General features: G+C 59.3%; 12 protein-coding genes. 2 read left to right on the top strand and 10 right to left on the bottom strand.

Annotated features, from left to right (window positions below; all coding sequences use genetic code 11):
• Window positions 1–450 precede the first annotated feature (450 nt).
• Window positions 451–7,986 carry a CHC2 zinc finger domain-containing protein gene (locus M2361_RS04965; protein ID WP_259246573.1) on the top strand — a complete coding sequence of 2,512 codons (7,536 nt, stop codon included), beginning with the start codon at window positions 451–453 and terminating at the stop codon, window positions 7,984–7,986.
• A gap of 249 nt (window positions 7,987–8,235) precedes the next feature.
• Window positions 8,236–11,832, top strand: a complete 3,597-nt coding sequence (locus M2361_RS04970; protein WP_259246575.1) for an SIR2 family protein — start codon at window positions 8,236–8,238, stop codon at window positions 11,830–11,832.
• Window positions 11,833–12,599: 767 nt separating this feature from the next.
• On the opposite strand, the gene M2361_RS04975 is transcribed toward M2361_RS04970, so the two are convergent.
• The 10 genes from M2361_RS04975 to M2361_RS05020 form a co-directional block, all read right to left on the bottom strand.
• Window positions 12,600–13,463 carry an SAM-dependent methyltransferase gene (locus M2361_RS04975; protein WP_259246576.1) on the bottom strand — a complete coding sequence of 288 codons (864 nt, stop codon included), beginning with the start codon at window positions 13,461–13,463 and terminating at the stop codon, window positions 12,600–12,602.
• A 104-nt stretch (window positions 13,464–13,567) separates the two neighbouring features.
• Window positions 13,568–14,743 carry a CMD domain protein gene (locus tag M2361_RS04980; protein ID WP_259246578.1) on the bottom strand — a complete coding sequence of 392 codons (1,176 nt, stop codon included), beginning with the start codon at window positions 14,741–14,743 and terminating at the stop codon, window positions 13,568–13,570.
• 24 nt (window positions 14,744–14,767) lie between these two features.
• On the bottom strand, window positions 14,768–16,174 hold the full coding sequence (locus tag M2361_RS04985) for an acyl-CoA thioester hydrolase/BAAT C-terminal domain-containing protein (RefSeq protein ID WP_259246579.1): 1,407 nt from the start codon (window positions 16,172–16,174) through the stop codon (window positions 14,768–14,770).
• Window positions 16,175–16,177: 3 nt separating this feature from the next.
• Complete coding sequence (locus tag M2361_RS04990) at window positions 16,178–17,761, bottom strand: ABC transporter substrate-binding protein (RefSeq protein WP_259246582.1); 1,584 nt, start codon at window positions 17,759–17,761, stop codon at window positions 16,178–16,180.
• Window positions 17,762–17,870: 109 nt separating this feature from the next.
• Complete coding sequence (locus M2361_RS04995; RefSeq protein ID WP_259246584.1) at window positions 17,871–18,887, bottom strand: ABC transporter ATP-binding protein; 1,017 nt, start codon at window positions 18,885–18,887, stop codon at window positions 17,871–17,873.
• Window positions 18,884–19,894: an ABC transporter ATP-binding protein gene (locus M2361_RS05000; RefSeq protein WP_050449685.1), complete on the bottom strand. Its 1,011-nt coding sequence runs from the start codon at window positions 19,892–19,894 to the stop codon at window positions 18,884–18,886. The genes M2361_RS04995 and M2361_RS05000 overlap by 4 nt, the downstream gene beginning before the upstream one ends.
• Window positions 19,891–20,808, bottom strand: a complete 918-nt coding sequence (locus M2361_RS05005; protein ID WP_050449686.1) for an ABC transporter permease — start codon at window positions 20,806–20,808, stop codon at window positions 19,891–19,893. The genes M2361_RS05000 and M2361_RS05005 overlap by 4 nt, the downstream gene beginning before the upstream one ends.
• Entirely contained in the window at window positions 20,805–21,779 is a 975-nt protein-coding gene (locus tag M2361_RS05010) for an ABC transporter permease (RefSeq protein ID WP_050449687.1), read from the bottom strand. The genes M2361_RS05005 and M2361_RS05010 overlap by 4 nt, the downstream gene beginning before the upstream one ends.
• Window positions 21,776–23,263 carry an NAD(P)/FAD-dependent oxidoreductase gene (locus tag M2361_RS05015; RefSeq protein WP_259246596.1) on the bottom strand — a complete coding sequence of 496 codons (1,488 nt, stop codon included), beginning with the start codon at window positions 23,261–23,263 and terminating at the stop codon, window positions 21,776–21,778. The genes M2361_RS05010 and M2361_RS05015 overlap by 4 nt, the downstream gene beginning before the upstream one ends.
• A complete protein-coding gene (locus M2361_RS05020; RefSeq protein ID WP_259246597.1) occupies window positions 23,260–24,249 on the bottom strand; it encodes a LysR family transcriptional regulator in 990 nt (329 codons plus the stop codon). Before M2361_RS05020 ends, M2361_RS05015 begins: the two co-directional genes overlap by 4 nt.
• Window positions 24,250–24,365: the final 116 nt, after the last annotated feature.

Consider the following 24,365-nt stretch of genomic DNA (forward strand, 5'->3'; position numbering starts at 1 on the left):
GATGGCTTTTCGACGCTTTGACCCCTTTTTGAAGCTAATCCCTATGTTCCTTTTAGGAACAGTGAAGGTGCGGCGTGCCTCGGCCAATACGGTCGTTGACTGGCGAGTAAACCGCAAGTCCGCACCTCAGAATCCCATCATTTAGCGCTGTTTTCTGCCGCTCGTACCTTCGTTGGTTGCGTGTAGCAGCCATCACTGAGGGCGCTTCAGACAGCACCCGACATGGCCGGGTACGGCCACTTGGGCCGACAGACAGAGTGACTGCCGCGCTAGATAAAGGCTTCTAGAGCGCGCTACCCCCTTTTAACAGTGAGGTCGTGGCTGAACCGTTGATGTTCAAACCCGGAGCCGTGCGCCCCACGCGCGCGGCCCACAGCCAACTGGCGTCCTAAACACAACGTGTTACATTTGATCGCTAGCCGGAATAACTTCGAGCCTTCAGGAGAGTGTGTGGACCGTTTCGATATTGGCGACCTGCTGACCAAGGCGCCGCTGGAGGATGTGGCGCGGCGACTTGGTATCGAAACTGAGCGACGGGGCGCGCAGACTCGTGCGTTGTGCCCATTCCATCAGGACACCAAGCCTTCGCTCAATCTTTATCCTGCTGACGGGAGTTCGCCCCCGCACTACCACTGCTTTGCCTGTGGGGCACACGGCAGTGCAATTGATCTGGTCAAGCAAATTGAAGGGCTGGAGTTTCTTCCGGCTGTGCAGTGGTTGGCGCAGCAGTTCGGCATTCAGAGTCCGCGTCGCCGTTCGCCAGATCAAGCCAAGAGCCAAGCTACAAGCGAAGCAGCGCTCGACTTCGCTTTACGGGAGTTCGATAACCACCATGACGCCGAGCAGTTCAAGACGTGGTGCGAAGATCGAGGGTTCGATGACAGCTTTCTGTATAGCCAGGGCCTGCGCTGCATCTCGCGTGCCGTATTGGTCCAAAGTCTGCAAACAAAGGGCATTGGCGAACGCGCCGAGTTGATCGATGGTTTGCAGAAGCTGGGGTTGATAAAGCGCCTGAGATCCAAGTCCAAAGCCGAACAGCTGAAATTGGACTTTATCGATCAGTTTCAGGATTGCTTTTACGATGGTCGTGTCGTTATCCCAATTCGCTCTGCAGATGCCAAGCGGTCTGTCGTGGTCGGCTTCGCCGGCCGAGCTTTGCAGGATGTGCTGCCTGAAGGAGGGGCCAAATACCTGCTCACAGCTGGCTTTGAAAAGGCCAAACACCTGTTCAACGCATCCGCGGCCTTTGAGGCGGTGAAGAGTAGGGTGAAGAACGGCGAGCCAGCTACGCTTTACCTCGTCGAGGGCTTCCTAGACGCTCTGCGGCTACAGTACTTGGGCCAGCAAGCAGTCGCGTTAATGGGGATCAGCCTAAGCAAAGAGCAGTTTAACTTGCTGCAAAAATTGGTCGACGATTTGCCGTCAAGCGTAGCGCCGTTGAATTTCAGCATATTTCTCGACAATGATCCGGCCGGATTTGGAGGTACGGATCGACTGGTGCGGGATCTGCTAGGTATGAGTGGGGTAGATCTTCGCTGGATCGGTACACCATGGCGAACTCAGCCGAATCTGGGCAAGGACCCCGACACCTGTCTGCGCGACGTTCCTTCGCTTGAGGATGCATCAGAGTGGTTGCATCGCTACGATCTGCCTGCCGAGGCGGCATTGCTAGCTGCAGCCATGGGCAGCCAGGATGCATCCGACTTGCAGAATCAACGTTGGGGGAAACTGGCAGCTACGGCGCGCGAGCGAAGTTTGTTTAGAGCGGCGCTGGGAGTCAAAAAGCTCCATGGCAACCGATCACCCGATGATGTCTTGCTGCGCTTGGCCAACAGCTCGTGGAGTTGGGCAAACGCGCTACACGAATTGTTGTCGCGAGAAGGGGCAGGTAGGCCGCGGTTAGGGCGCAGCACTTATCTGGAGGGGGTGTATGAGCGCGCGGCCCTCGCTCGAACGTTGGCGTACCAAGGCGCGAGGCGCGGCGAGCTGCCCTGTGATGAAGAGGTGTGGCTGACATTAAGCGGCAATGGCCGGCTGTTTGATCTGACTGCTTTAGAGCGGATGCGAGTAGCGATAAGTGGACAAGACTCAGCATGGCGTCAGGCCGCACCTTATGATGCAGCCCACTTACCTCGGAAGCTAAGTGCTGAGGCGAAGGTGCTAGACGATCCACGTCGAAAGGTCATGCCTCACCCGGCCGACCTGCAGCTGCAGCAATTGTTGCTCAACGAGTTGCTGACAGAACGACATGACCGGCTCAGCGCCAGTGGGCTTACATTTTCGGCAAGTATTCCAGCTGTGCGTTGGTATGCCTCGCGCGGTGAAGTAGTGGTGACGGGTCCATTTGCGGAACTCAATGAGCCGCGTATCGATTTGGATGAGCCGGGGACGCTGAGCTTCGGATATCAGATCGACATGGATGTTCTAGAAGGCGATAAGACGCCATCGGACCAGGGGATGTTTAGGCCTTTTGGTCAATGCTGGCGGGAGTTCATGGGCAGCCTGACGAAGCAGTGCCATGCCATTGGGCCGCGTGTACATGTGCTGCGCCTAGACGCCAAGCGCTACTACGACATGATCCAGCGGTACGTGGTGCGAGACGCGCTGCTTGAACCATTGCGCACTGTGGTTGCAACTAGCGGTGTTCCGGAGGGGTTCGCTGACGTACTCGGCTTGTCAAATGTGACCGAACCGGCGAAGCTGGAAAATGCCTTGGACCAACTGCTGAGCGACTTGCTCTTCGGTTATGAGTTCCGAGATCCACAGAAGGAAGGGTCAGTTACAGAATCATCCACCAAGCGAAGTGACGAGGCCATTGGCATTCCTCAGGGGCCCGTCTTGTCTGCCTACATAGGCACTATTGCGCTGTTCCCGGTTGACCATGTTGCTCGTCTTTTCATCCGAGACACGGCGCAGACGGGGTCTGACGGGGTGCGCCGTCCTCGGGCTGGATACGCTCGCTACGTCGACGACATTGTGTTGTTTGCCGATACTGAGGCACTACTTAACGAATTGCGCGAGAAGTTGCAGGTTCGAGCCGCTGAGCGTTCGATTGATCTAATCCACAAGGGTGATCGAGTTCGCGCCGGTTCTCCTACGCAAGTTATGCGCCAGCTCAATGAGGGACGTGGCTTGGCCGCATCTGTGCCTGCCTGGGAGCCGCCGTTGGTGGACGGACCCCTAATCGGCGATGGTGAGGCAGGTTGGGGGCTGGAAGCCGACATGCCAGCCGTGGACCGACAATGTGCGCTGCAGATGCTCCGCCACCCCGCGCTGAAGACCGACCCCCAAGGTATTGAGGCACAGGTTAAGGCGGCCATGCAGGCGCCTGATCTTCGACCCAACGACTTGGGTTTGTGCTCGCGCTGGCTGTGGTGGCTGGTGGCTTTCGAACTTGACGAGCATGGATCGAATGTGTGGATGCGTTATTGGGCATTGTGGAATGGCATCTGCGAAGGTCACGACTGGGCAAACGCATTTGAGCAACGCGGCTACCACATGCTTTATGCGGTAGAAGGTCTGGACAAGCTGTTAGATGCAAACCCCTGGATGGAAAACGACCAGACCCTGACGGAACTCCCAAAATATCGAGAAAAGCGCAAGCGCTTGGCGACATTGGTCAGTCAACCAGGCTTTTTCTCTGATGTCCGACCCGCGGAGAACCTGGCACATATTCAGAGGCGCGGACGTTTGGTGACACAGAAGGCGCGACGACTGGCGAACACTCAGCTGGTTCGCCACAACGTTGAAGGACAGCGTGGGGGAGACGTATCCGCAATCGAGTGGCTGTGCCTAGCGGCTGAACGCATCGGGACCGCGACCAACTGTGAAGATGCTGTTGATTCGCATCCTTTGGCATCCATCGCGCAGCGCCGCCTGAAGTGGTCTTTCGTCGACTCGGGTGATAGATGCGTTACGGAGGTCTGCCTGCACTTGTGGCCGGGCGGCGTGCCATCCGGCTTCGAAAAGCCTGGTGACAGCTCGCTCGGCTTGACCATCGACTTTGTACTAAGTAGTGCACCACGAGGCCAGAGGCTTGATGTGTTGTCCAAATTTCCGACGCTGATGGGTAAGGTCAACGGCGGTGTGGACCAACTCTTCATCCCGCATCTGCCCGTTGTAAAAGACACCCAGGAAGGAGATGGAACGGCCGCATCGCTTTACGCGGTGGATGTGCCGAAACATGGCAGCGCCAGGCATTTGTATCGCTATACCGTACCGGCATCGCCAAGCAACACCCGGTATTTCGTCCAGGTACCCTTCCAGAGCAACGAACCCGTTGAGCCTGACGCCACTTCACTTTGTTTCGAGCCTCACCAACTTCCGTCGGACAGATTGGGTATAGATAGGAGCAAGCAAGCTCTCTCTTGGGTTGAGCTGGCAGGCACATGCGCAACCTCATCTGAGCCCATCACACACAAGGCTGCACGCTTGTTCGAGGCACTTCGGGCCATGCATAGGAAAGCCTCACCTGAGACCGACGGAGGCGTCTACGTTCCTTTTAAGCCGCAGTTGTTCAAGGCTGTCGATGGTGACCGAGAGATCTTGTATTTGGTGGCCGAGCCCGTCGACCGGGAGCTTCTGGGCGTAAACGCGTGGTTTCACAACCACGATGATCGAGTCAAATCTGTGATCGTTCCGAAAGATCAGGCGGACCTCTGGCGCGTGGGCTGGGCCGTTGCTGATGTTCTGGGAGTAGCAGCCGACATGGGAGGGGAAACTGGACACCGCGATGAGGAGTTAATAGATGAAGCGGTCGATCCTGAGGAGCAAGACGAAGTCAGGTCGGCTAGCCAACGAAACCAATTAGAGCAGTACATTCTGCGCCAGCAGCTACGCAAGCTGCAGGGTGCCTACGTTTCCGAGGGGCGGATCGGTACCGAACCAACAGATAAGGCTGCGCTACCTGGTACGGTGAAGCGCGCCTTGAAGATGTTGCGCGGCTTTCCGGCTGACTCTACGCTTGACCAGCAGGTCAAGCATTTGCTTTTGGTCGAGGCGGAAACTCGCGCCATGGCGTTGCGCTTACGAATGCGCTCCAACGACAACTTGCGTCTGGAGCTTCATCACGTATTCCCGGCGGTGCTAGACCGATTGCCATTATGGGCGTTGCAAGGGCTGGAACTTCAACACTCTTCAACTGACATTGCAGGACTGAGGCCAGAGCTTGGTTTGATGCTGGCGCTATACCGGGCAATGAATCAGGCTTTGTTACCCGAAGTGCGGGATGCAGCGGACGAGACGAAAGCGCCACCGCTACGTATTGCATTGTCCTTGGCCACTACTGGCATCGGACTGCGCGGTAGTGTGGCCGCGCTGTGGGGTCTGACTGCGCAACGGGGCCCGCGTCGCATGTCCGAGCAGTTAAATCTTCCTGATACTTGGACCATGCCCAACATGGCGCGCCTGGATCCGCAGTTCGATTACAGCGCCATACGCAAGTGGCTATTTGAAGCGAGTTGGCCCGACCTGTGCCGTGCGAGCCCTTGGCATTGGATGCTTGCCCTGATTGGCTTGCTCGATACCAGCTTTCCGCAGGCGTTCGACTTGCCGGAACTGAAAGAGGTGTATTCAACATTGAGCGCCTGGCAAAGTGAAGCTGGTGAGCCGGAAGCAGACGATCAATCCGACACCACATGGCCCTTTGATGCGTTGCCGAGGTTCACGCTTAAGAACTGTGATGCACTGGCCACGGCTCTACCTGCTGCCTTGCGCAAATTAGATCAGAACTTGGGTCTGCGGCTGATTCAGCAACAGGCTCAGACATTTGGGCGCAGCCTGCATAGCGACGAGTTCACCGATGCTCGCAACGCCAGTTGGCAAATCGCCAAACCACAGTTCACAGGTCTGGGACGGGAGCGTGTAGAGCGGCGGCTTGTGGGTACACGGAGACTGTCGGTTTGGACGGAGACGCGCCGCAACAGTGACGACGAACTGTTAGCAGTGCATACGCTAGACCACAAACTTGGGCAGTGGTTGCCTTCTGGGTTGGCGGATAGAGCGCAAGATCACGAAGCCGCGCGGACGCCGGCATCCGAACCAGAAGCCGCTCGCCACGAGTCGGCCACCGTAGCAGGTAGCTCGCCAGTTGATCAAGCTGTGGAGCCGAGTTCCGACGATAGAGTCGAACGGCCAGCGATTGCTGAAGGTGTGAGTGATCCAAACACGAACGTCATGTATCAAGGCCTGGCTGGCAAGCTGGGCGCCCTACAATCCACATCCCGCAAGATGCGCACCCAGGTAGTCACTAGCGATCACGATGAGGAGCGCGCCAGCAGCCACTTTCGTGTTGCCCTCTTTCAATGGAGAGCAGACGATACTTACTCCCATCCCATTAGTGAAGTAGGGTTGAAAAGCTTCCCAATCAGTAACGCCTCCCTGGAGACGTTGCGCGGGAAGCTCGACAAGACTGGTGACCTGTATTCGATAGATGGGGCTGCAAAAAGGAGCTCGGAATTCAAATGGAATACGGGTGTCAGTGTCCTTTCGTGGCCTGAGCACCGACGACGGGCCTTGCTTAGTGAAGCGCTGAAGGCTTGCCGTGAATTGAAGGTGGAGTTATTGGTATTGCCTGAGGTGTCAGTTCGGCACGAGACGATTGAATGGTTGAAAGAGGAGCTTCGCCAACACTGCCCTGGATTGGCAGTGTTGGCAGGTACGTACCGTCACTTTGGCGTGAGCTCCGACGAGGTAGGCCATTTACAGGAAAAATTGACGCTGCTGTGGCAACCTGACCGGGCCCTCGCCGAGAACTTCGGGCTTGAGCGCGACACGGCAACCCTGGAATTCCAGCGAGGCAAAAAATATCGGGCCGTGGCTGCTCACGAGTTTTTCCGACCAGATCTAGGCAAGCTGGCGCCGCTATACGGTGAAGAGAAGGTGCTCAAGAAGTTGCAGGATCTGCGTGCTCTATCGCGCAAAGGTGAGTGGTCCAGCACACAACTCGCAGCGATGGTAAGAGCATTGATACACGAGGCGCCGAAACTGCGCTACTGCATGGAGCTGATCTGCTCCGAGCTATTCCTACTGACTAGCCCAGCGAATCGGCTGCCGCTCCAGCGGGATTTGGCGAGTGTTTTAAAGAGCTTTAATTTGAATTCGGCTGAAGCCGAAAGTCTAGTGCGTGGGGACATCGACGCAATTGGCGAGTTCTTGACGGTCGCGCAGTCGAATCGCGAGCGTCGCTCAGTACTGCTGGTGCCCGCATTCACAAGTCGCAGTAATGACTACTGGCATGCTGGTCAGGCCAGCGTGCTGGCATCTGGAACCGCCACTGTCTTTTGCAATGCGGCAAACAAGCTAAGCGTCGGCGGAAGCTGCTTTATTGGTATCGACTCAGTGACTCCCTCATCTGATACGGCTGGCGTCGTGCATTTCCTGACGCCTTATCACGGTTGGTCGAAGGGCATACTGCAAAATAACGGTACAGGGGCATTATCCAAGGCTGACCAAGCCTTGGTGGTCGTGGACTTAGATCCAGTCCACGTTGTTAGCGGTAGACCTAGGCCACAGTTGTTGCCCCAGCCCATGTCTTTAGTGGCCTATTTGCCAGTCGTAGAAGTAGTGGACAAGACACCTAATGCGGACGGCATTGTTAACGCACTTGGGATTGAAATCAATGCCGAGGCGCGAGAAGCAGTCAAATTGCTTCTCCAATCCGATGCGTTTCCGCCTCATTGCAGCCCGCTGCATGATACGCATGCATTCTTCAAGGCATTTGAGGAACTTCTTAAGGCCAAGCAAAACAGCGAACTATCGACAACCACCGGAGGCGCTGCGCTAGATGCGTTTGCTGAGTTTTTCGGAGAGCCTGATGCGATACGACGCCGCATAATGACTTGGCTAAAGGATCGTCACCAGCAGCCAGCAGGAAAGGGGGGGGACCCGAGCTTGGAGCCGGCTTGGCTCGACTTCCTCGTTGTGGACCTGACATGCCGACGCGAGTTGGCTACTGTCCGAGTGCCTCCGTGGATGCAGAAAGTGTGAGAATGGAAATTATCCGAATAAACGAATTTGAATGCCAGACTGCAACTTCACCAGCCGCGATTGCGGACTTGCAGTCTGGGCTAACGCGGATGTAAGTGGCGGATTTTCAGTCTGATATCTACATTTAACCTGACCGAGTGGACCACTCCGGCAATAAAACGCCAAGCTGCAATTGCGTAGTGGATGATGCGTGGAAGCGCAGTCTGACACCTTTATTCCTGGATACTTACCTTGGATCGACGTTCATTTATGGAACTAGCTGAACAAAAATTAAAAGCGCTTCAGGATTATCCTGCGCTGAAGAAATTGGCAGGTGTGCTGTGGCGTCAGGATGCCTCGTATCGAGGGGCCGCAGTAATGGTCGGGGCAGGTTTTAGCCGGTGCGCTGCACATAGTGGTGACAGCACACGCCTAATGCCGCTCTGGATGGATTTCTCGCGAAAGCTCGCAGCCGAACTGGATCCTAGTGACCCGAATTTAGCTTATCTCGACCCCCTGCGCTTGGCGGAATTGTATAAAGCGCAATTCGGACAGCAAACACTCAATGACTTGATCAGAGCGGAGATCGATGACTCTGCTTGGTCGCCTGGTGACTTGCACATCGAGCTGCTGCAGCTTCCTTGGTCCGATGTTCTGACGACTAATTGGGATACCCTTCTTGAACGAGCCAGTGAACGTGTTCATGCCCCGATTTACAATACAGTGGCTAAGCAAAGCGACTTGGCAGCCGTCGCCCCTCCCCGAATCACCAAGCTTCATGGTACGGTGAATATCACCGAAGAACTGATATTCACTCAAGAAGACTACCGGCGCTACCCCGAAACCCACGCCGCGTTTGTGAATTTTTCTCGTCAGGTGTTCATCGAGAATGAGCTATGCCTGCTCGGCTTCTCTGGTGAAGATCCTAATTTCTTGCAGTGGACCGGTTGGGTTCGTGATCATTTGCAGAGTCAATCGCGCCGGGTGTACTTGGTGGGCGCACTGAACCTTTCAGCTGCTAAGAGAAAATATCTCGAATCCATTAACGTCGCGCCCATCGACCTATGGGATGCGGTCAAACATCTGGACGACGCTGGTTTGCGACACTTCCAAGCCACTGAACTATTCATCAAAACGCTGAATAATCTCAAGCCGGCGCACCCCTCAGAATGGCGCCCCCGATCGATTGAAGGACTTGATCTCGCAACGGCTGCATCGGTGATGGAGTCCGACCGAAAAAGTTACCCGCACTGGATGGTCTGCCCGCATGGATTGCGTTTTTGTCTTCAGTCTCAATATAGAGTCGCGAGCATAAACCCCAGTACTCTGGACACCTGCGCGACTGAGCTCCGGGAGAAAATTCTCTACGAACTCTCCTGGCGCTATGGGATAACCTTTGACGCGCTGCCGGATGTGCTGTTACAGCAATTGCTAAAGGTCATCCATGAACCCGCGACACTGACGCTAAGGCAGCAGCTAGAGATCTCCTTGGTGCTGCTTAACACCGCTCGCTGGTCTATTAGTGGATCACAAGAACGAAGACGATTCGAAGATGAGATTATCGCGCATATTGAAGAACGTATCCCGTTCTGGCCGGAAGTTGCCGCAGAGGTTGCATACTTCAAAGTTAATCGCGCCAGGCTCGATCTGAATTTTGCAGAAATGGAGATTTTCGCCTCTCACCTGCCAGAGCAGTCACCGGAATGGAAACTCAAAAAGTCGGGCGTGCTGGCTGAATTGGGCGAGAGGGAGAGCGCGGTAAAATTAATCCAAGATAGCCACGTTTTACTCATCGACCAGTTTAGAAAAAACCCAAATTCAGTACAAATACTATCAAGACTTGCATGGGCAGACCTGTTGGTAAGGGTTGTCGACAGCAACAATCCTGCCAAGTCAAATTCCCTGCCCAAGAATATCTTATCTAGATGGAAGTGTGATCCTTGGGACGAGATTGAACACCTGAAGGAGAAGGTGAGAACGCGACTGGACGAAAATGATAATAAAACTTCAGTTGAGCCATCTTTTCAGGTGGGCAAGTATAAAGATAACTCAAAGGCTATTCGTTTAAGCAATGACGTTCATGTGCTTCTAGTTGCTGACGGACTGATGCGTTCGACTGGGGTGCTGCCGACGTATGAGGGTGTTAACCTATTCTCGGCCCAATTCGAAAAAATCGCCTTCCTGGACGAGCTGACACAGCACGATAGCATGAGGCATTCGCTGCGCTTTGCCACTGTTGACACCTCGCCGAACCTGAATCGTATGCTTTCACGTGTCAATGTGGCGGCAGCGCCGGCGGAGACGGTTGATGACATGAAACAGCTGTGCCGTGATGCAATCAAGCATTTCATGAATAGATTTTATTCAAGCAAGGTAAGCTCGCTTTTCGCTATTTCAAAGCTAAGGGTCATGTTAGAGGCCTATGCTAGGCTGGTTGTAAGATCCACAGCAGAAGAAGCCAAAGAGGCTTTTCGCTTTGCAATTGGATTGGCAAAAAATGAAATTGTTAACCATCTTTGGGTGGGCAGATCGTATGGGAATTTGCTGAATTATTCCTTACATACTATTCCTACCAGCCAACATGGCGAATTGCTGGAGGAGATTCTGAGGTTTCCGCTAACAAGTGAGAGAAACAACCCTGAGTGGCCTAGCCTGATTGTGAATTATCCTGGACCTCGAAAAGACAATCCAAGAATAACATTGAGAATCTTCGAGATGATTGATTCCATCGCAAAGCATTCGATTTCCCCCCGCCCATTGATAACCCGCCCGACAGAGGGAATTCCGGCAGAAATTTTGGAGCAACTCAACAAATCGACTTCAATACCGAATATTAGTACCCCAACGATTGCCCGCCTCCTGCCGCTTGTCAAGGAGGGGTTCACTACCGAGGAAGAGAATGTCCTCTTGGCTAATGCTATTTATGGCCCCGATGCCCCAACTGACAAGTTACCAAGGTCCACCCTCTACCCTCACGTATTTAGCCTTCTTCCCTCACCTAATCGAGTAAAAACGGATCAACTTGTCACGGAGTCTTTGTACAAGACGCCATTGTCTCTAGAGGTTAACGAGCTTAGTAAGCTACTATGGGCGTCGCAAACCTCTGCAAGTGACAATAGATTGGCGCCAACTCCGGACCAGGCGCTCGCGTGCTTCAACGACTTGGTTGCCTGGAGGATGCCGAGCGATGACGGTTCAGCTCTAGTTAAGGTGTTTTCGGATCCATATGAGCTTGGATCGCTAATTGCGGAGGTTCTCGCCAAAAGCATACTTCCTTGGCTGAGAAAAGAGCAGGTAACTCATGATCTGGTGCTGCGGTTCAAACAGTTCGTGTCACAGGACAGTTTCCCGGCAACCCCGTTGGCGCTCTGCTATCTTGCTCAACATCTGCCAGAGTTTAATCATGAGCTGGCCAGAGTAATCAGGCAAGGCCTTCGAGATAAGGACGTGAGAAAGGTAGGATTCGCTGCACGTGCGGTAGCCAAAGCTAAAGAATTGGGTATCGATGAAATAGGTGAGAAATTCATACCTCGACTGATTTCTCTAATTGAGACGGGTCGGCTGACGGTGATTACCCCGTTGATAGATGTGGTTCGTGAACTACTCAGCAGGTCCTGGCTAACTGCCGAGGATGTTGCGACAGTGGCAGAATGCCTTCCCGATCTTTTCAAGAGCACTTCCTACGTGGCTGAATACTCGCCGGCGAAAGAGGCGGTATTCATTTCGGCAATTAGGTCCGGTTGCGCTAAATTGGCGAGAGCAATCGTAATGCACCGGCTCAACGAGCAGTATCCAGATCTGGAATCTCTCTTGGCGAGCGCAAAAAACGATCCGCTACCAGAGGTGAGACTGTTTGATGAGACATAATGTCAGTGCTCAGGATCAGCTTCGTCAACTGTGAGTCGATGTTACGCCGGAGCCTCCGATGCCAGTAGGAGTGAGGCACATTCAAAGAGAATTTAAACTACGAACTTGCGCCGCGCGGCGGCAGCTTTGGGTCGCAAGCCGACTAATGGACAGTATTATCTGCGCTTGCCGACATGACTGCGCTATTGCGCCGAAGTCCCCGCCCTGGAGAATAAGGGATCTAACGGCGGCTCATCCATTGAGCTTGCCGCTAGATCGGCGATCTGATCGCACAGGCTCTCCACTCCGCCCATCAAATTCGACACCACCCAACCATCCATCGGCCTCGCCCCCGTAGCCCCCGGCTCATTCGCACTATTCCCTACAATCCTCGCAATAGCCCAAATCCCCAAGCAGGCCCGCTCGATCTTCCGCAAATCATCAACCCGCACAACCCCAAACTCCGGATCATCCGGCAAGGCCCAACGGTCATAGGTAAAAGGGTGGTCGCTCATATCGACGCTCCGGTGTAATTGACGCGATGAAAGAAAGGAGGCCGCCATTGCAGCGGCCACTTGTTCTGTCTTTCCGGCTGTCAACCCGGGCGATCCTTTGGACCACGGGGCGAGTATGCCCCGATAGGCGACGGACGCGATGCGGTTCCGTGCCAAATTGATCACGCTTTCTCCAAGGCAAGCGCAATCGCAGACTACTGATCAGGGAAGGACCAGCGGCCCGCCACCAGCTAAATTTATCTCCGGCTCATGCAAAAGCAGCCAAGCAAATACCTACTCAGCGACGGCCGCCCCAGCAACCGGCACAAAAAACCGATCCTTCAACTCCTGCAACCCAATCCTCTCCAACATCTCCGTCAGCCTCTCCGCAGGCTTCCGGGTCGGCAGATTCTTATACTGCGCCACGATCAATTCATTCTTCATCGAATGCTCCCACCCGACCAGCTCCGTCACACTAACCTGATACCCATGCGCCTCAAGCTGCAAGCACCGCAGCACATTCGTAATCTGGCTTCCAAACTCCCGCGTATGCAGCGGATGCCGCCAAATCTCCGCCAGTGGATCAGCCAGCGCCTTGCCCTTATTCTTCCTTAGCACCGAAGCCACTTCCGCCTGGCAGCAAGGCACAACGACGATGTACTTAGCCTTCTTCTCCAACGCAAAGTGAATCGCGTCATCGGTCGCGGTATTACAAGCGTGCAACGCAGTGACCACATCAATCGTCGCCGGCAACTTATCCGACGTAATCGATTCCGCCACCGACAGATTCAAGAACGACATCCCGCCAAACCCCAGCCGCTTCGCCAGTTCCTCTGACGACTTCACGAGTTCTTCACGAGTCTCAATCCCAAAAATATGGGACCCATTCCCGACGGCATCCTTCTGTTCCTTGAAGAACAGGTCATACAGGATGAACCCCAGATACGACTTCCCAGCCCCGTGATCGGCAAGCGTGACCGCGCCGCGTTCTTGTTGGACGTCTTTCAGCAGCGGCTCGATGAACTGAAACAGGTGATAGACCTGCTTCAATTTACGGCGGCTGTCCTGGTTCATCTTGCCGTCGCGGGTCAGGATGTGCAGGGCTTTGAGGAGTTCGACGGACTGGCCGGGGCGGATGTCGTGGGTTTTTTCTGACATGGGGGAAAGGCAAAGCGCCCCGCGCGGGGCGGGGCGCGTAGTGGCGCGGAAAGCGTCAGTTTAACGAAAACTGGCGCGCCCACAGGGCGGCGGAAAAGTGGGTCTTAGCCTACGGTGGCAAAAACCGGTTCGCCCAGGTTCAGCATCAAACGATTTGCCCAGGCGAAGATGGCGTCCGAGTGCAGCAGGTCCAGCACTTCGCCTTCGCTCAAGCCCGCATCCTTTAATGCCTGGATGCTGTTGGCGTTGACGTCGGCCTGGGCTTCGGTGATCTGGATCGAGAACTGGGCAATCGCCAGTTCACGCGCCGTGGTGCCGGCGGTGTAGGGGTCTTCGAACACTTGCGCGATCACTTCATTACGCTTGGCCAGTTGTTCGAAGCGCTGCGCGTGGACGGAGGCGCAGTACACGCAGCCGTTCACACGCGAGACGACCGTGGAGCCCAGCTCGCGTTCGGCGCGCGACAGGCCGCCTGGGGCGTACATGATGGCGTTGAAGGCGGTGGAGCGCTGGCGCAGGATTTCCGGTTGGTGGACCAGGAACAGGTAGTAGTCCGAGACCTTGGCCTTGGGGTGGCTTTCTTCCAGGACGGCGACTTGTTCCGGGGTGGCGGTGTCCACGTTGACGACGTCGAGCCATGCCTTCCACTCCAGCACTTCGTTGGTGAAGCCGTGGGCCTTGATGACGGCGCCGGGTTCGGTGGCGGCGGTGTTGGGTTCGAAGGGCGCGGGCGGGACGGTGGCGGCGCGGGGGGCTTGGCCTTCCAGGTCTTTCATCGCGGCCAGGCCCGCGACCAGACGGGTCTGGTACGACAGGAAGGCGATTAGTTGCGACAGGGTGACGACCGCGGGCGTGGAGACGCCTGCTGCGGGCAGCGTCTTCAGCGCGGCTTCGTCGCCTTCGACGGGGTTTTCGATCAGCTTGCGCGTGAATTCCAACACGGCAGCCAGGCGCGGGGTGGAGGCGTCTGACGGCTTGCCGGATTCTGCGACGGCGATGTCGGCGGGGGCTGCGTCCGTTTCCGCCAAGCGGGCGCGGTAGTGCGAGGCCAGCAGCGGCGACAGGCTGATGCGGGTGGCGTACAGCGCGACCAGCAGGCGTTCGGCTAGCGACAAGCCGGGCAGTGCCGGGTCGAACAGGGCGTCGTAGCTGCCTTGCGTGGCGGCGGCGACTTTTTCGCGTTGGTGGCGAACCTCAAAAGTTTTGCTGCCGGGCGTCAGGCCGACGAGCTTGTCGACCAGATCATTGACGGCGTCATAGACGATGGGTTGTTGTGCCATGGGGATGTTCTCCTTGGTGTCTGATCAGCCGGCGTTGCCGGAAGTGCTTGCCGAATGTGCAGGAGCTGACTGCGAGCTTGCGGAATCCGAACGAGTCGAATCCGCGCTAGCCGAATTAACCGCAGCCGCGCGCGCCTTCACCGCCGCGTCCAAAAACTTCTTCACGCCTTCCCACGATTCCTGGTCGGCGCGTGCGTTGTCTTTCGGATTCCCGCCGCTGGTGCTGATCTTGCCCGACACGGGGTGGGCGTAGACGAGCTGGGTGGTGGGCACGTACGGGAACAGGATCGAGTGGCCGCCGTTTTCGTAGTCGAGCCATTCGACGGGGTAGGGGTGTTTCACGTCGACCAGCTTGTCCTGCACCATCTTTGAATACAGGCTGGACGGCCAGGAACCGTCGTCGGTGCCGGACAGCAGCATGACCGGGCCTTCGATGTCCTCCACGCGAATGCGGGCGCGGGCGACGGCGTCGGGGTCTTGCAGCGCGGTCAGGATGGCTTTCTCGTGACGATGCGGCGATGGGCCTTCATCAAATGGCGCCCAGGTGGCGGTGCGGTTGTTTTCCCAGACGTGGGGGATGGGCTTGCCGCCCAGCAGCCAGGTCGGGCCTTCGCGGCCGATCTTGGGGTCGCAGGCGTTCTGGCCGCTGTGGACGACGGCGCCGGGTACGTAGGCGACGACGGCGGACACTTCCTTGGGGAAGGTTGCGCCCAGCAGCAGCACCAGTTCACCGCCGCGCGATTGGCCGCTGATGGCGACGAAGTCGTGCTTGGGTTGAACCTTTTTGCGCAGCCAGCGCAGGCCGGTCTGGAAGTATTCCAGCGGGGTGTTCGAGATGTAGTCGGACAGGCCGGGTGCCTTGAAGTACGCCAGCGCAAAGGCGGCGTAGCCGCGCGATGCATACAGCGCCGCGCGCGGTTCGTTGATGCCGCCGCCCGAGCCGTTCAGGATCATGACGGCGGGGTGCGAACCGGGCTTGCTGCCTGCCGGCAGGTACAGCGTGCCGACCAGACCTTCTTCGCGGACCTCGTGGCGCGTGACGCCGTCCAGCGCCAAGCGTTGCGTGAACGTGGCTTGCGCCTGCATGTCGGCTTCAGCACCGGCCACGCGGGCGACCACGTCGGTGACCAAAGCATCGGTCACCGGATGGTTGAAGTGTTCGCGGCTGGGCGAGTCCACCGGGGCTTGCGACCAGATCAAGCCCATGGGCGACAAACCGGTGTAGTCGCCCGAGATAGGCGCGTCGCGGGTCAGGTCGACAGCGCCGTCTTCGCCCGCCGTGTAGGCGGCCTGGGCTTGCCACAGCACGCCGTTGCGGCGGGTGCGCGCGGTGATTTCCACCGTTTGGCCGGGTGCAACGTTTTCCACCCGGATCTGGCGCGGCACGTCGATCAAGGCGTCCGCGGGGGTGATGGTCAGGGTCGGCGCCATGGCTTACTTACCGGCCGCGGCGGCGGGTTCTTTGGTGACCATCATGGCGGCCGTGCGGTCGCTGGTCATCGGCGTCACCTTCAAGCCCTTCTTGGTGGCCCAGATGTTCTTGTAGTGGAACAGCGGGAAGATGCCGACGTCGTCGGACACCAGCTTGACCGAGTCGCGCAGGATGGCTTCACGCTTGGCCACATCGAATTCCGACGTGGACTGTTCCAGCGCGGCGTCCACCTTGGGGTTGGAGTAGTGGCCCCAGTTGGAGGCACCCAGGCCCTTCTTGGGGTCGACCGACGCCAGGATGTTGACCAGCGCGTAGCTGCCTTCACCCGTGCCGTTGCCCCACGCCAGCATGCTGACGGCGAATTCGTTCTTGTTGGCGCGGCCCGAGTACACGGCCCATGGCACCACTTCCACTTGGGTCTTCACGCCGACGCGGGTCCAGAACTGCGCCACGGCTTGGGCCGTTTCCGGGCCTTGCGGGTAGCGGTCGTTGGGCACGTGCATGGTCAGCTTGAAGCCGTCGGGAAAGCCCGCTTCGGCCAGCAGCTTCTTGGCTTGTGCGACATCGTTGGGGATGTCTTTTACGTCGGGGTTGTAGCCGAAGGTGCCCTTGGGCATCCACTGGTTGGCTTCGGTGGCTGCGCCTTGCAGGATGCGGTCCGAAATGGCCTTGCGGTTGATGGCCAGGTTCAGCGCCTGACGCACGCGCAGGTCCAGCAGCGGGTTCTTGTCCAGCGGCTTGCCGTTGTTGTCGGTGATGTATTGGTTGGGCGCGGGGTTGAAGCTGGGTTGCAGCAGCATGACACGCAGGCCGTCGTACGGGTACACCGAGATGTTGGCGGCCTTTTGCAGCTTGGCCAGGTCCGACACCGACACCTTGTCGATCACGTCCACGTCGCCCGCCAACAGGGCGGCGGTGCGCGACGCGGCATTGTTGATGTAGCGGTAGTTGACCTTGTCCCACGTGGCCTTGTCGCCCCAGTAGCCGTCGTTGCGTTCCATGATGACGCGGTCGCCCGGCGTGTAGGACACGAACTTGTACGGGCCGGTGCCGACCATGGCCTTGCCCGAGTTGTAGTCTTCGGTGGTCGACTTTTCACCGACGTGCTTGCTGACGACGTGGACAGATGCCAGGTTCAGCGGCAGGTCGGGGTTGGGTGCCTTGGTCTTGACGATGAGCGTCAACGGGTCCTTGGCGGTCATCGTGTCGATGGTGCGCAGGTAGCCGGCGTACGTTGCCACGCTGCCCGGCACGGCGCGCGCGCGGGTGTAGGAATAGATCAGGTCGTCGGCGGTGAAGGGCGTGCCGTCTTGCCACTTGACGCCTTCACGCAGCTTGAATTCCCAGGTGGTGGGGTCCAGCGGCTTCCAGCTAACGGCCAGGCCGGGTTGAAGCTTGTTCCACTTGTTCTCGATCAGCAGGTCCCAGAAGTGCAGGGCCACCGAGCGGTCGCCGGCGTGGTTGTTCAGCTGCGGGTCCAGGGACGACAGCGGGTCGGCGAAGCCGATCGACAGGTTGTCGGCGGACGCGGCGGCGGAGGCGCCGAGGATGGCGGCGGTCAGGGTCGAAAGAATCAAGCGTTTCATGTTCGGGGTCCTTGGTAGGGGGGGAACGAGTTAAGTGTTCCGAAGGCTGCGTTGTCATTCAGGCCACTGAAGGAATTCAAGGCATTCAGGACAACGCGGCCAATTAGGTTCAGGCCATGTCGTTCAAATGACAGGCGCTTAAATGGTTGATGGCGATTCCCTTCAACGTGGGAACTTCGGTCTTGCAGCGCGGCATCGCATGCGGACATCGCGGATGAAAATGGCAGCCGCCGGGCGGGTTCAGCGGGCTGGGAATCTCGCCCTTGATCGCGGTAAAGATCTTGTGGCGCGACTTCAGGCTGGGAATTTCCGCCAACAGCGCTTGCGTGTACGGGTGGTTGGGGCGCTGGAACACTTCGTCCACGGTGGCCGTTTCCACGACGCGGCCCAGGTACATGATGACGACGCGGTCAGACAGGTGTTCCACCACGCCCAGGTCATGGCTGATGAACAGATACGTCAGGTTCAGTTCTTCGCGCAGGTCCATGAACAGGTTCAGGATTTGCGCTTGAATGGACACGTCCAGCGCGGCCACGGCTTCGTCGCACACCAGCATGGACGGCTGCACGGCTAGCGCGCGGGCAATGCCGATGCGCTGGCGCTGGCCGCCGCTGAATTGGTGCGGATAGCGTTGGCGCAGGGCGGGGTCGAGCCCCGCGCGTTCGAGCTGGGCGCTGACGTAGTCGTCAAAGCCCGCGTTGTCGACCAGGCCGTGGATGCGGGCCGCTTCGCCCACGATCTCGTCCACGCGCAGGCGCGGGTTAAGGCTGGCGTAGGGGTCCTGGAAAATCATCTGCACGGTCAGGCGCGCGGCGTGGGCGGCGGCCGAGTTCATGTCGGACGGGCGCACGCCGTTGATGCGGACTTCACCGCCGGAAGGCGTCAACAAGCCTGCGGCGATGCGGCCCAGCGTGGATTTGCCGCAGCCGGATTCACCAACCAGGCCGACGACTTCGCCGGGGTTCACGATCAGGTCCACGTTGTCGACGGCGCGGGTCACGGCGGGGGGTTTGGACAAGCCCATGCGCTGCATGGCGCGGCCGGCTGCGCCGACCTTTCTTTCGCCAAAGCGCTTGCTGACTTGAGAAAGGTCAATCAGCGGCGTGGGGGCGGCGGATACAGTCATGCCGTCACCTCGTTGTGGATCTGGATAGTCGGATGGAAGCAGCGCACGTCGTGTTCGGGCAGGGCTTGAGTGATGCCGGGTTGCTGGCCACAGGCGGCGGTGGCACGCGAGCAACGCGCGGAAAACGCACAGCCGGCGGGCAGGTGCAGCAGGTTGGGCGTCATGCCGGGAATCTGGCGCAGGCGCTGGCCCCGCAGGTTATTGCTGGGCAGGCTGTCGATCAGGCCCACCGTGTAGGGGTGCTGCGGGCGGTCAAGCACGTCGTCGACCTTGCCGTGTTCAACGATGCGGCCGGCGTACATCACGGCCACGTCATCGGCCAGGCCGGCCACCACGGACAGATCATGCGTAATCCAGATCAGGCTGGTGCCGTGCTGCTGCGCGAGCTTTTGCACTTCAGACAGAATCTGCGCCTGGATGGTGACGTCCAGCGCCGTGGTGGGTTCGTCGGCAATGATCAGGTCGGGGCGGTGCAGCATGGCGATGGCAATGGCCACGCGCTGGCGCATGCCGCCGGACAGTTGGTGCGGGTAGGCCAGCAAGCGTTCTTCGGGGCTGGGAATGCCCATCATGCCCAGCGTGTCACGGGCCAGCGTGCGGGCTTCGCGCTTGCTCATCTTGTTATGCGCGCGCACGGTTTCGATCATCTGCACATCCACCCGCAAGACGGGGTTCAGCGTCATCATTGGATCTTGGAAGATCATGGCGATGCGGTTGCCTTGCAGGCGGCGCAGTTCACGCGGGGCCAGCTTGGTCAGGTCGCGGCCCTGGAACAGGATTTCGCCGCCGACGATGCGGCCGGGGGCGTCGACCAGACCCATGATGGAAAAGCCCGTCACGGATTTGCCCGAGCCGGATTCTCCGACCAGGCCCAGGATCTTGCCGCGCTCCAGCGTGAACGACACGTCGTCCACGGCGGGCAGCACGCCCGCGCGGGTATGAAAGTGCGTGCGCAGGTTGCGCACTTCAAGCGTGGCCGGCGCGCCGGTAGCGGTGCGGTCGGTCATTTGTGAGTCCTTGGGTTCAGCACGTCGCGCAGGCGGTCGCCCACCAGGTTGATGGCGACGATGGTGATCAGCAGCGCGATGCCGGGGTAGAAGCTGATCCAGTATTCACCGGACAGCATGTATTGAAAGCCGTTGGAAATTAGCAGACCCAGCGACGGTTCGGTCACGGGCACGCCCAGGCCCAGAAAGCTCAACGTGGCCTCCAGCGTGATGGCGCGCGCGATCTGCAAGGTGCCAATCACGATCAGCGGCGGCAGGCAGTTGGGCAGAATGTGCTTCAACATGATCCGCCAGTTGGGAATGTCCAGGCAGCGGGCGGCTTCGACGTATTCGCGGCGGCGTTCCACCAGGGCCTGGCCGCGCGCGGTGCGAGCGTAATAGGCCCATTCCAGAATCACCAGCGTCAGCACCACGTTGCCCACGCCCTTGCCCAGAAAGGCCAGGATCATCATGGCAACCAGGATCGACGGGAACGACAGAATCAGGTCGACCAAACGCATGATGAAGGCGTCGACCTTGCCGCCCGCGTAGGCGGCAAGCAAGCCCAGCAGCGTGCCGACGATGCCGGCGATAACGGCCGAGCCCACGCCCACCATCAAGCTGATGCGCAGGCCGTACAGAATGCCGGACAGCAAGTCGCGGCCCTGGCCGTCGGTGCCTAGCCAATAGTGGAAGGTGTCCAGGCCGTTCATGGACCCCGGCGGCATGCGGGAATCCAGCACGTCGATTTGCAGCAGGTCATACGGGTTCTGTGGCGAGATCCACGGCGCGAAGATGGCGGCCAGAATCAGCAGGGTGGCCACGGCCAAGCCGAACACCGCCGTCTTGGACGACAGGAATTCGGTCAGGTTGCGGCGCCAGGGCGATTCGCGGCGCAGGGCCGGAACCTTCTCGGGGGTTGCAGTGGTGCTCATGCCGAGCCCTCCAGCCGTACCCGGGGGTCCAGCACTTTATAAAGAATGTCGACGATCAGGTTCAGGGTGACGAACAGGCACACGACCACAATCAGGTAGGCCACGATGACGGGGCGGTCCAGCGCGTTCAGGCTGTCCAGGATCAGCTTGCCGGCGCCCGGCCACGAGAAAATGCTTTCCGTGATCACGGCGAACGCAATCGTCGAACCCAGCTCCAGCCCCAGCACGGTCACCAGCGGGATCATCGTGTTGCGCAGCACGTGCACACAGACCACGCGAAACGGCGACAAGCCTTTGGCGCGGGCGAACTTCACGAAGTCCAGCGGCATCACGTCGCGCACGCCGGCGCGGGTCAGGCGGATGACGAGCGAAATCTTGAACAGCGACAGGTTCAGCGCGGGCAAGATCAAATGGCGCCAGCCGTCGGCGGTTAGCCACGACCACTGAAAGCCCAGGAATTCCACCGTCTGCCCCCGGCCGCTGGCGGGCAGCCAGCCCAGCGACACGCTGAACGTCATGATCAGCATCAGCGCGACCCAGAACGTGGGCAGCGAGAAGCCGACGATGCTGCCGGCCATGATCATTTTGGAAAAGCGGCTATCGGGGTACAGGCCGGCAATCAAGCCCAGCGGCAGGCCGATGATGACGGCCAGGCCCAGGGCGCTGATCGCCAGTTCCAGCGTGGCGGGCAGGCGCTGGATGACGAGTTCAATTGCGGGAATGTTGTAGACGAAGCTGTTGCCCAGGTTGCCGTGCAGCGCGCCGTTCAGGAACGCCAGGTATTGCTGCCACAGCGGCTTGTCCAGGCCCAGTTCCGCGATGATGCGGGCGCGGTCGACCTGGTCTACGTCCTGGCCGATGAGGATGTCCACGGGGTTGCCGATGGCGTGCAGGCCCACGAAGACGATCAGGGTCATCAGAAATACAACCACCGCGGCTTGTGCAATGCGGCGTATCAACCAACCAGTCATTGCGCGGTCTCCGCTTGCGAGGCCGGGGTGGCGATTGCCGCAGGCGGCGGGGCGGGCGTCCATTCATCACCGAACACTTCCGGTTCCGCAAACGCTTCCATATTCGCGTAGTACGTTTCGACGTCTTCGCGGTAGAACAGGCCGGCGATGCCTTGCGCCAGGCGCTTGGCGCCTTCGCTGATGGCCGGGATGTCGCCCGAGATCGTGCCTTGCGTCAGCGCGGCGGGGTAGGAAAAGCAGTGCACGCGGTCCAGGCCCGGGCAGGCGCCGGGCACTTTTTCTTGTAGTTCAAAGACGGCGCCCAGGTCGGGCGAGTCATGCAGTTCCTGGTCTTCTTCACCGGCGGGCGGGGTGAACCGGTCGCCCCAGTTGCGCACGTGAGGCGCCAGCGGCGCGAATTCCGGGCGCACGGTCCAGTCGATACGAAAGCCCGTCGAGAAGATCAGAAAGTCCAGCACGAACACGCCCTTGGGCGTGGTGACGTGGATGTCATCGCCCACCATCGCCAGATCTTGCACGCCACAGCCCAGGTTGAAGCGGGCGTTCGGGAAGCGCGACACGCGCAAGGTGCTGCCGCGCGGGGGCGGCACTTGCGCGGCGTTGATGTAGTGGCGGATCTTCCACTTCCATTCGTCGGGCAGGGTCAGGTGGCCGTGAGTCAGGCCGGGGTTGCCTGCGCCTTTGCCTTTGTTCACGCGCGGGATGTCGTTGCGGCGGATCAGCAGGTCGACGCTGGCGGCGCCGGCTTCTAGCGCCGTGCCTGCGCTGTCCATGGCGGACGCGCCCGCGCCCACGACGCCGACGCGCTTGCCGGCCAGCGTGGCGTAGTCCATCACGTCGGACGAATGGGCCCAGCGGTCGCGCGGCAGTTTCTTGGCAAAGTCAGGCACATAGGCGCCGCCCAGGCCGTCGCGGCCGGTGGCCAGCACCACGCGGCGGGCCAGCACGGTGCTGCGTCCGGCGGGCGATTCGATGTCCAGTTGCACCAGGCGGTCGGCGCGCGGTTGCACGGACAGCACGCGATGGTTGTTGCGCACGTCCAGGTTCAGGACGCGGCGATACCAGCGCAGGTAGTCCATCCATTGCAGGCGCGGAATCTTGTCCAGCGCGTCCCATTCGGCCGTGCCGAACTGCGCTTCGAACCAGGCGCGGAACGTCAGCGCGGGCAAGCCCAGCGCGGGGCCGGTCAGCTGCTTGGGACTACGCAGCGTTTCCATGCGGGCGGTGGTGGCCCACGGGCCTTCGTAGCCTTCGGGCGCCTGGTCGAAGATGGGCGCGGTGATGCCCAGGTGCGTCAACGATGCGGCCGCGGCCAGGCCGGCCATGCCGCCGCCGATGACGACAACGTCCAGTACCTGTTGTCCATCAACCAGACGGGGCGCAACCCAGTTCTTGGCGGGAATTTCCAGCCAGGACAGGTCTTGCCGCAGACGCGCTTCCAGCGCATCCAAGCCTTGCGGCGGGGTGGCAACGGGCAAATTCATAGTGTGGGGGAGTCCAAAACAGGGGCGTCATCACCGTAGACAGAATGCAGCAGCGCGGCATGCTCGCTGGCGTCGTGCAGCACAAAGCCGGGCAGCAGCGCGGCGGCGGCTTCGGCCAGCGCGTCGGCCATGGCCTGGCAGGCGGGCGTCAACGGTTGAGGTTGCGGTTGCGGCTGCGGGGTGATGACCCCAAAGAAGAAAGGGATGTCCAGGTCGATAGGCCGGATCGCCACGCCCGGCATCGGGACGCCGTAAGCGGTAATCGGTTCCATCACCGACACACCCAAGCCGGCGCGCACGGCGGCCAGGGCGTTGACGGACGAATTGGTTTCGATGGTGCCGGGCGCATTGCCGTCGGGGGCCAACGCGGCGTCCAGGCGGCGACGCAGGCGGTAGGGGTTGGCCATGGTGATCAGGCGGCGTCCGGCCAGAAGCGCCACCGGCACCACGTCGTGCGCGGCCAGCGGGTCGTCGTCCTGCAAGGCCACGACGCAGGGCGCTTGGGCAATCCAATGCACCGTCAGGCCGCGATGCTCCAGCGGCAAGCTGGTGGCGCCCAGTTGCGCGGCGCCGGTCAGCACTGCGTGCACGACCCGTTCGGGCGAGGCGCTGCGCACTTGCACGCGCGCGGCGCCGGTTTGGGATTCGATGCGCTTGAGCGCGTCCGGCACCAGGCCAGCAGCCAGCGCGGACGTTGCCGCTAGCAGCAGCGGCTTGGCCTGGCCGCGCGCAATTTCTTCGGCGCGGCTGCGAATCTGCTGCAAACCGGCCAGAGCACGTTCCACGTCGTCATACAGCAGAAAGCCTTGCTCGGTGGGCGTGACGCGCGGCCCGCTACGGTTGAACAGGGCATAACCGATTTCCGCTTCAAGCTCTTGCAACAGGCGGCTGATGGCCGGCTGCGAACGCCCAAGCAGGCGCCCGGCAGCGGTGACGCTACCTGTAGACATGACGGCCGCGAAGGCCTCGAGTTGGCGAAGTTCCATCTGGGGTGCTTTATGCTCAGCGCGAATTCTGACCCGGCAAGTATGCGCGCTGCAAATAGTTAAAAGGCATAAGTAAATTCCCTATGTGGGCATTTCCTTATGCAGTTTCATAACTT

This window comes from Achromobacter sp. JUb104 (assembly GCF_024806975.1).
GTDB classification, from domain to species: domain Bacteria; phylum Pseudomonadota; class Gammaproteobacteria; order Burkholderiales; family Burkholderiaceae_B; genus Achromobacter; species Achromobacter spanius.

Coding starts and splice junctions, on each gene's coding strand:
- M2361_RS04970 (WP_259246575.1), top strand. CDS start 8,236: ATGGAACTAGCTGAACAAAAATTAAAAGCGCTTCAGGATTATCCTGCG.
- M2361_RS04975 (WP_259246576.1), bottom strand. CDS start 13,463: ATGTCAGAAAAAACCCACGACATCCGCCCCGGCCAGTCCGTCGAACTC.
- M2361_RS04980 (WP_259246578.1), bottom strand. CDS start 14,743: ATGGCACAACAACCCATCGTCTATGACGCCGTCAATGATCTGGTCGAC.
- M2361_RS04985 (WP_259246579.1), bottom strand. CDS start 16,174: ATGGCGCCGACCCTGACCATCACCCCCGCGGACGCCTTGATCGACGTG.
- M2361_RS04990 (WP_259246582.1), bottom strand. CDS start 17,761: ATGAAACGCTTGATTCTTTCGACCCTGACCGCCGCCATCCTCGGCGCC.
- M2361_RS04995 (WP_259246584.1), bottom strand. CDS start 18,887: ATGACTGTATCCGCCGCCCCCACGCCGCTGATTGACCTTTCTCAAGTC.
- M2361_RS05000 (WP_050449685.1), bottom strand. CDS start 19,894: ATGACCGACCGCACCGCTACCGGCGCGCCGGCCACGCTTGAAGTGCGC.
- M2361_RS05005 (WP_050449686.1), bottom strand. CDS start 20,808: ATGAGCACCACTGCAACCCCCGAGAAGGTTCCGGCCCTGCGCCGCGAA.
- M2361_RS05010 (WP_050449687.1), bottom strand. CDS start 21,779: ATGACTGGTTGGTTGATACGCCGCATTGCACAAGCCGCGGTGGTTGTA.
- M2361_RS05015 (WP_259246596.1), bottom strand. CDS start 23,263: ATGAATTTGCCCGTTGCCACCCCGCCGCAAGGCTTGGATGCGCTGGAA.
- M2361_RS05020 (WP_259246597.1), bottom strand. CDS start 24,249: ATGGAACTTCGCCAACTCGAGGCCTTCGCGGCCGTCATGTCTACAGGT.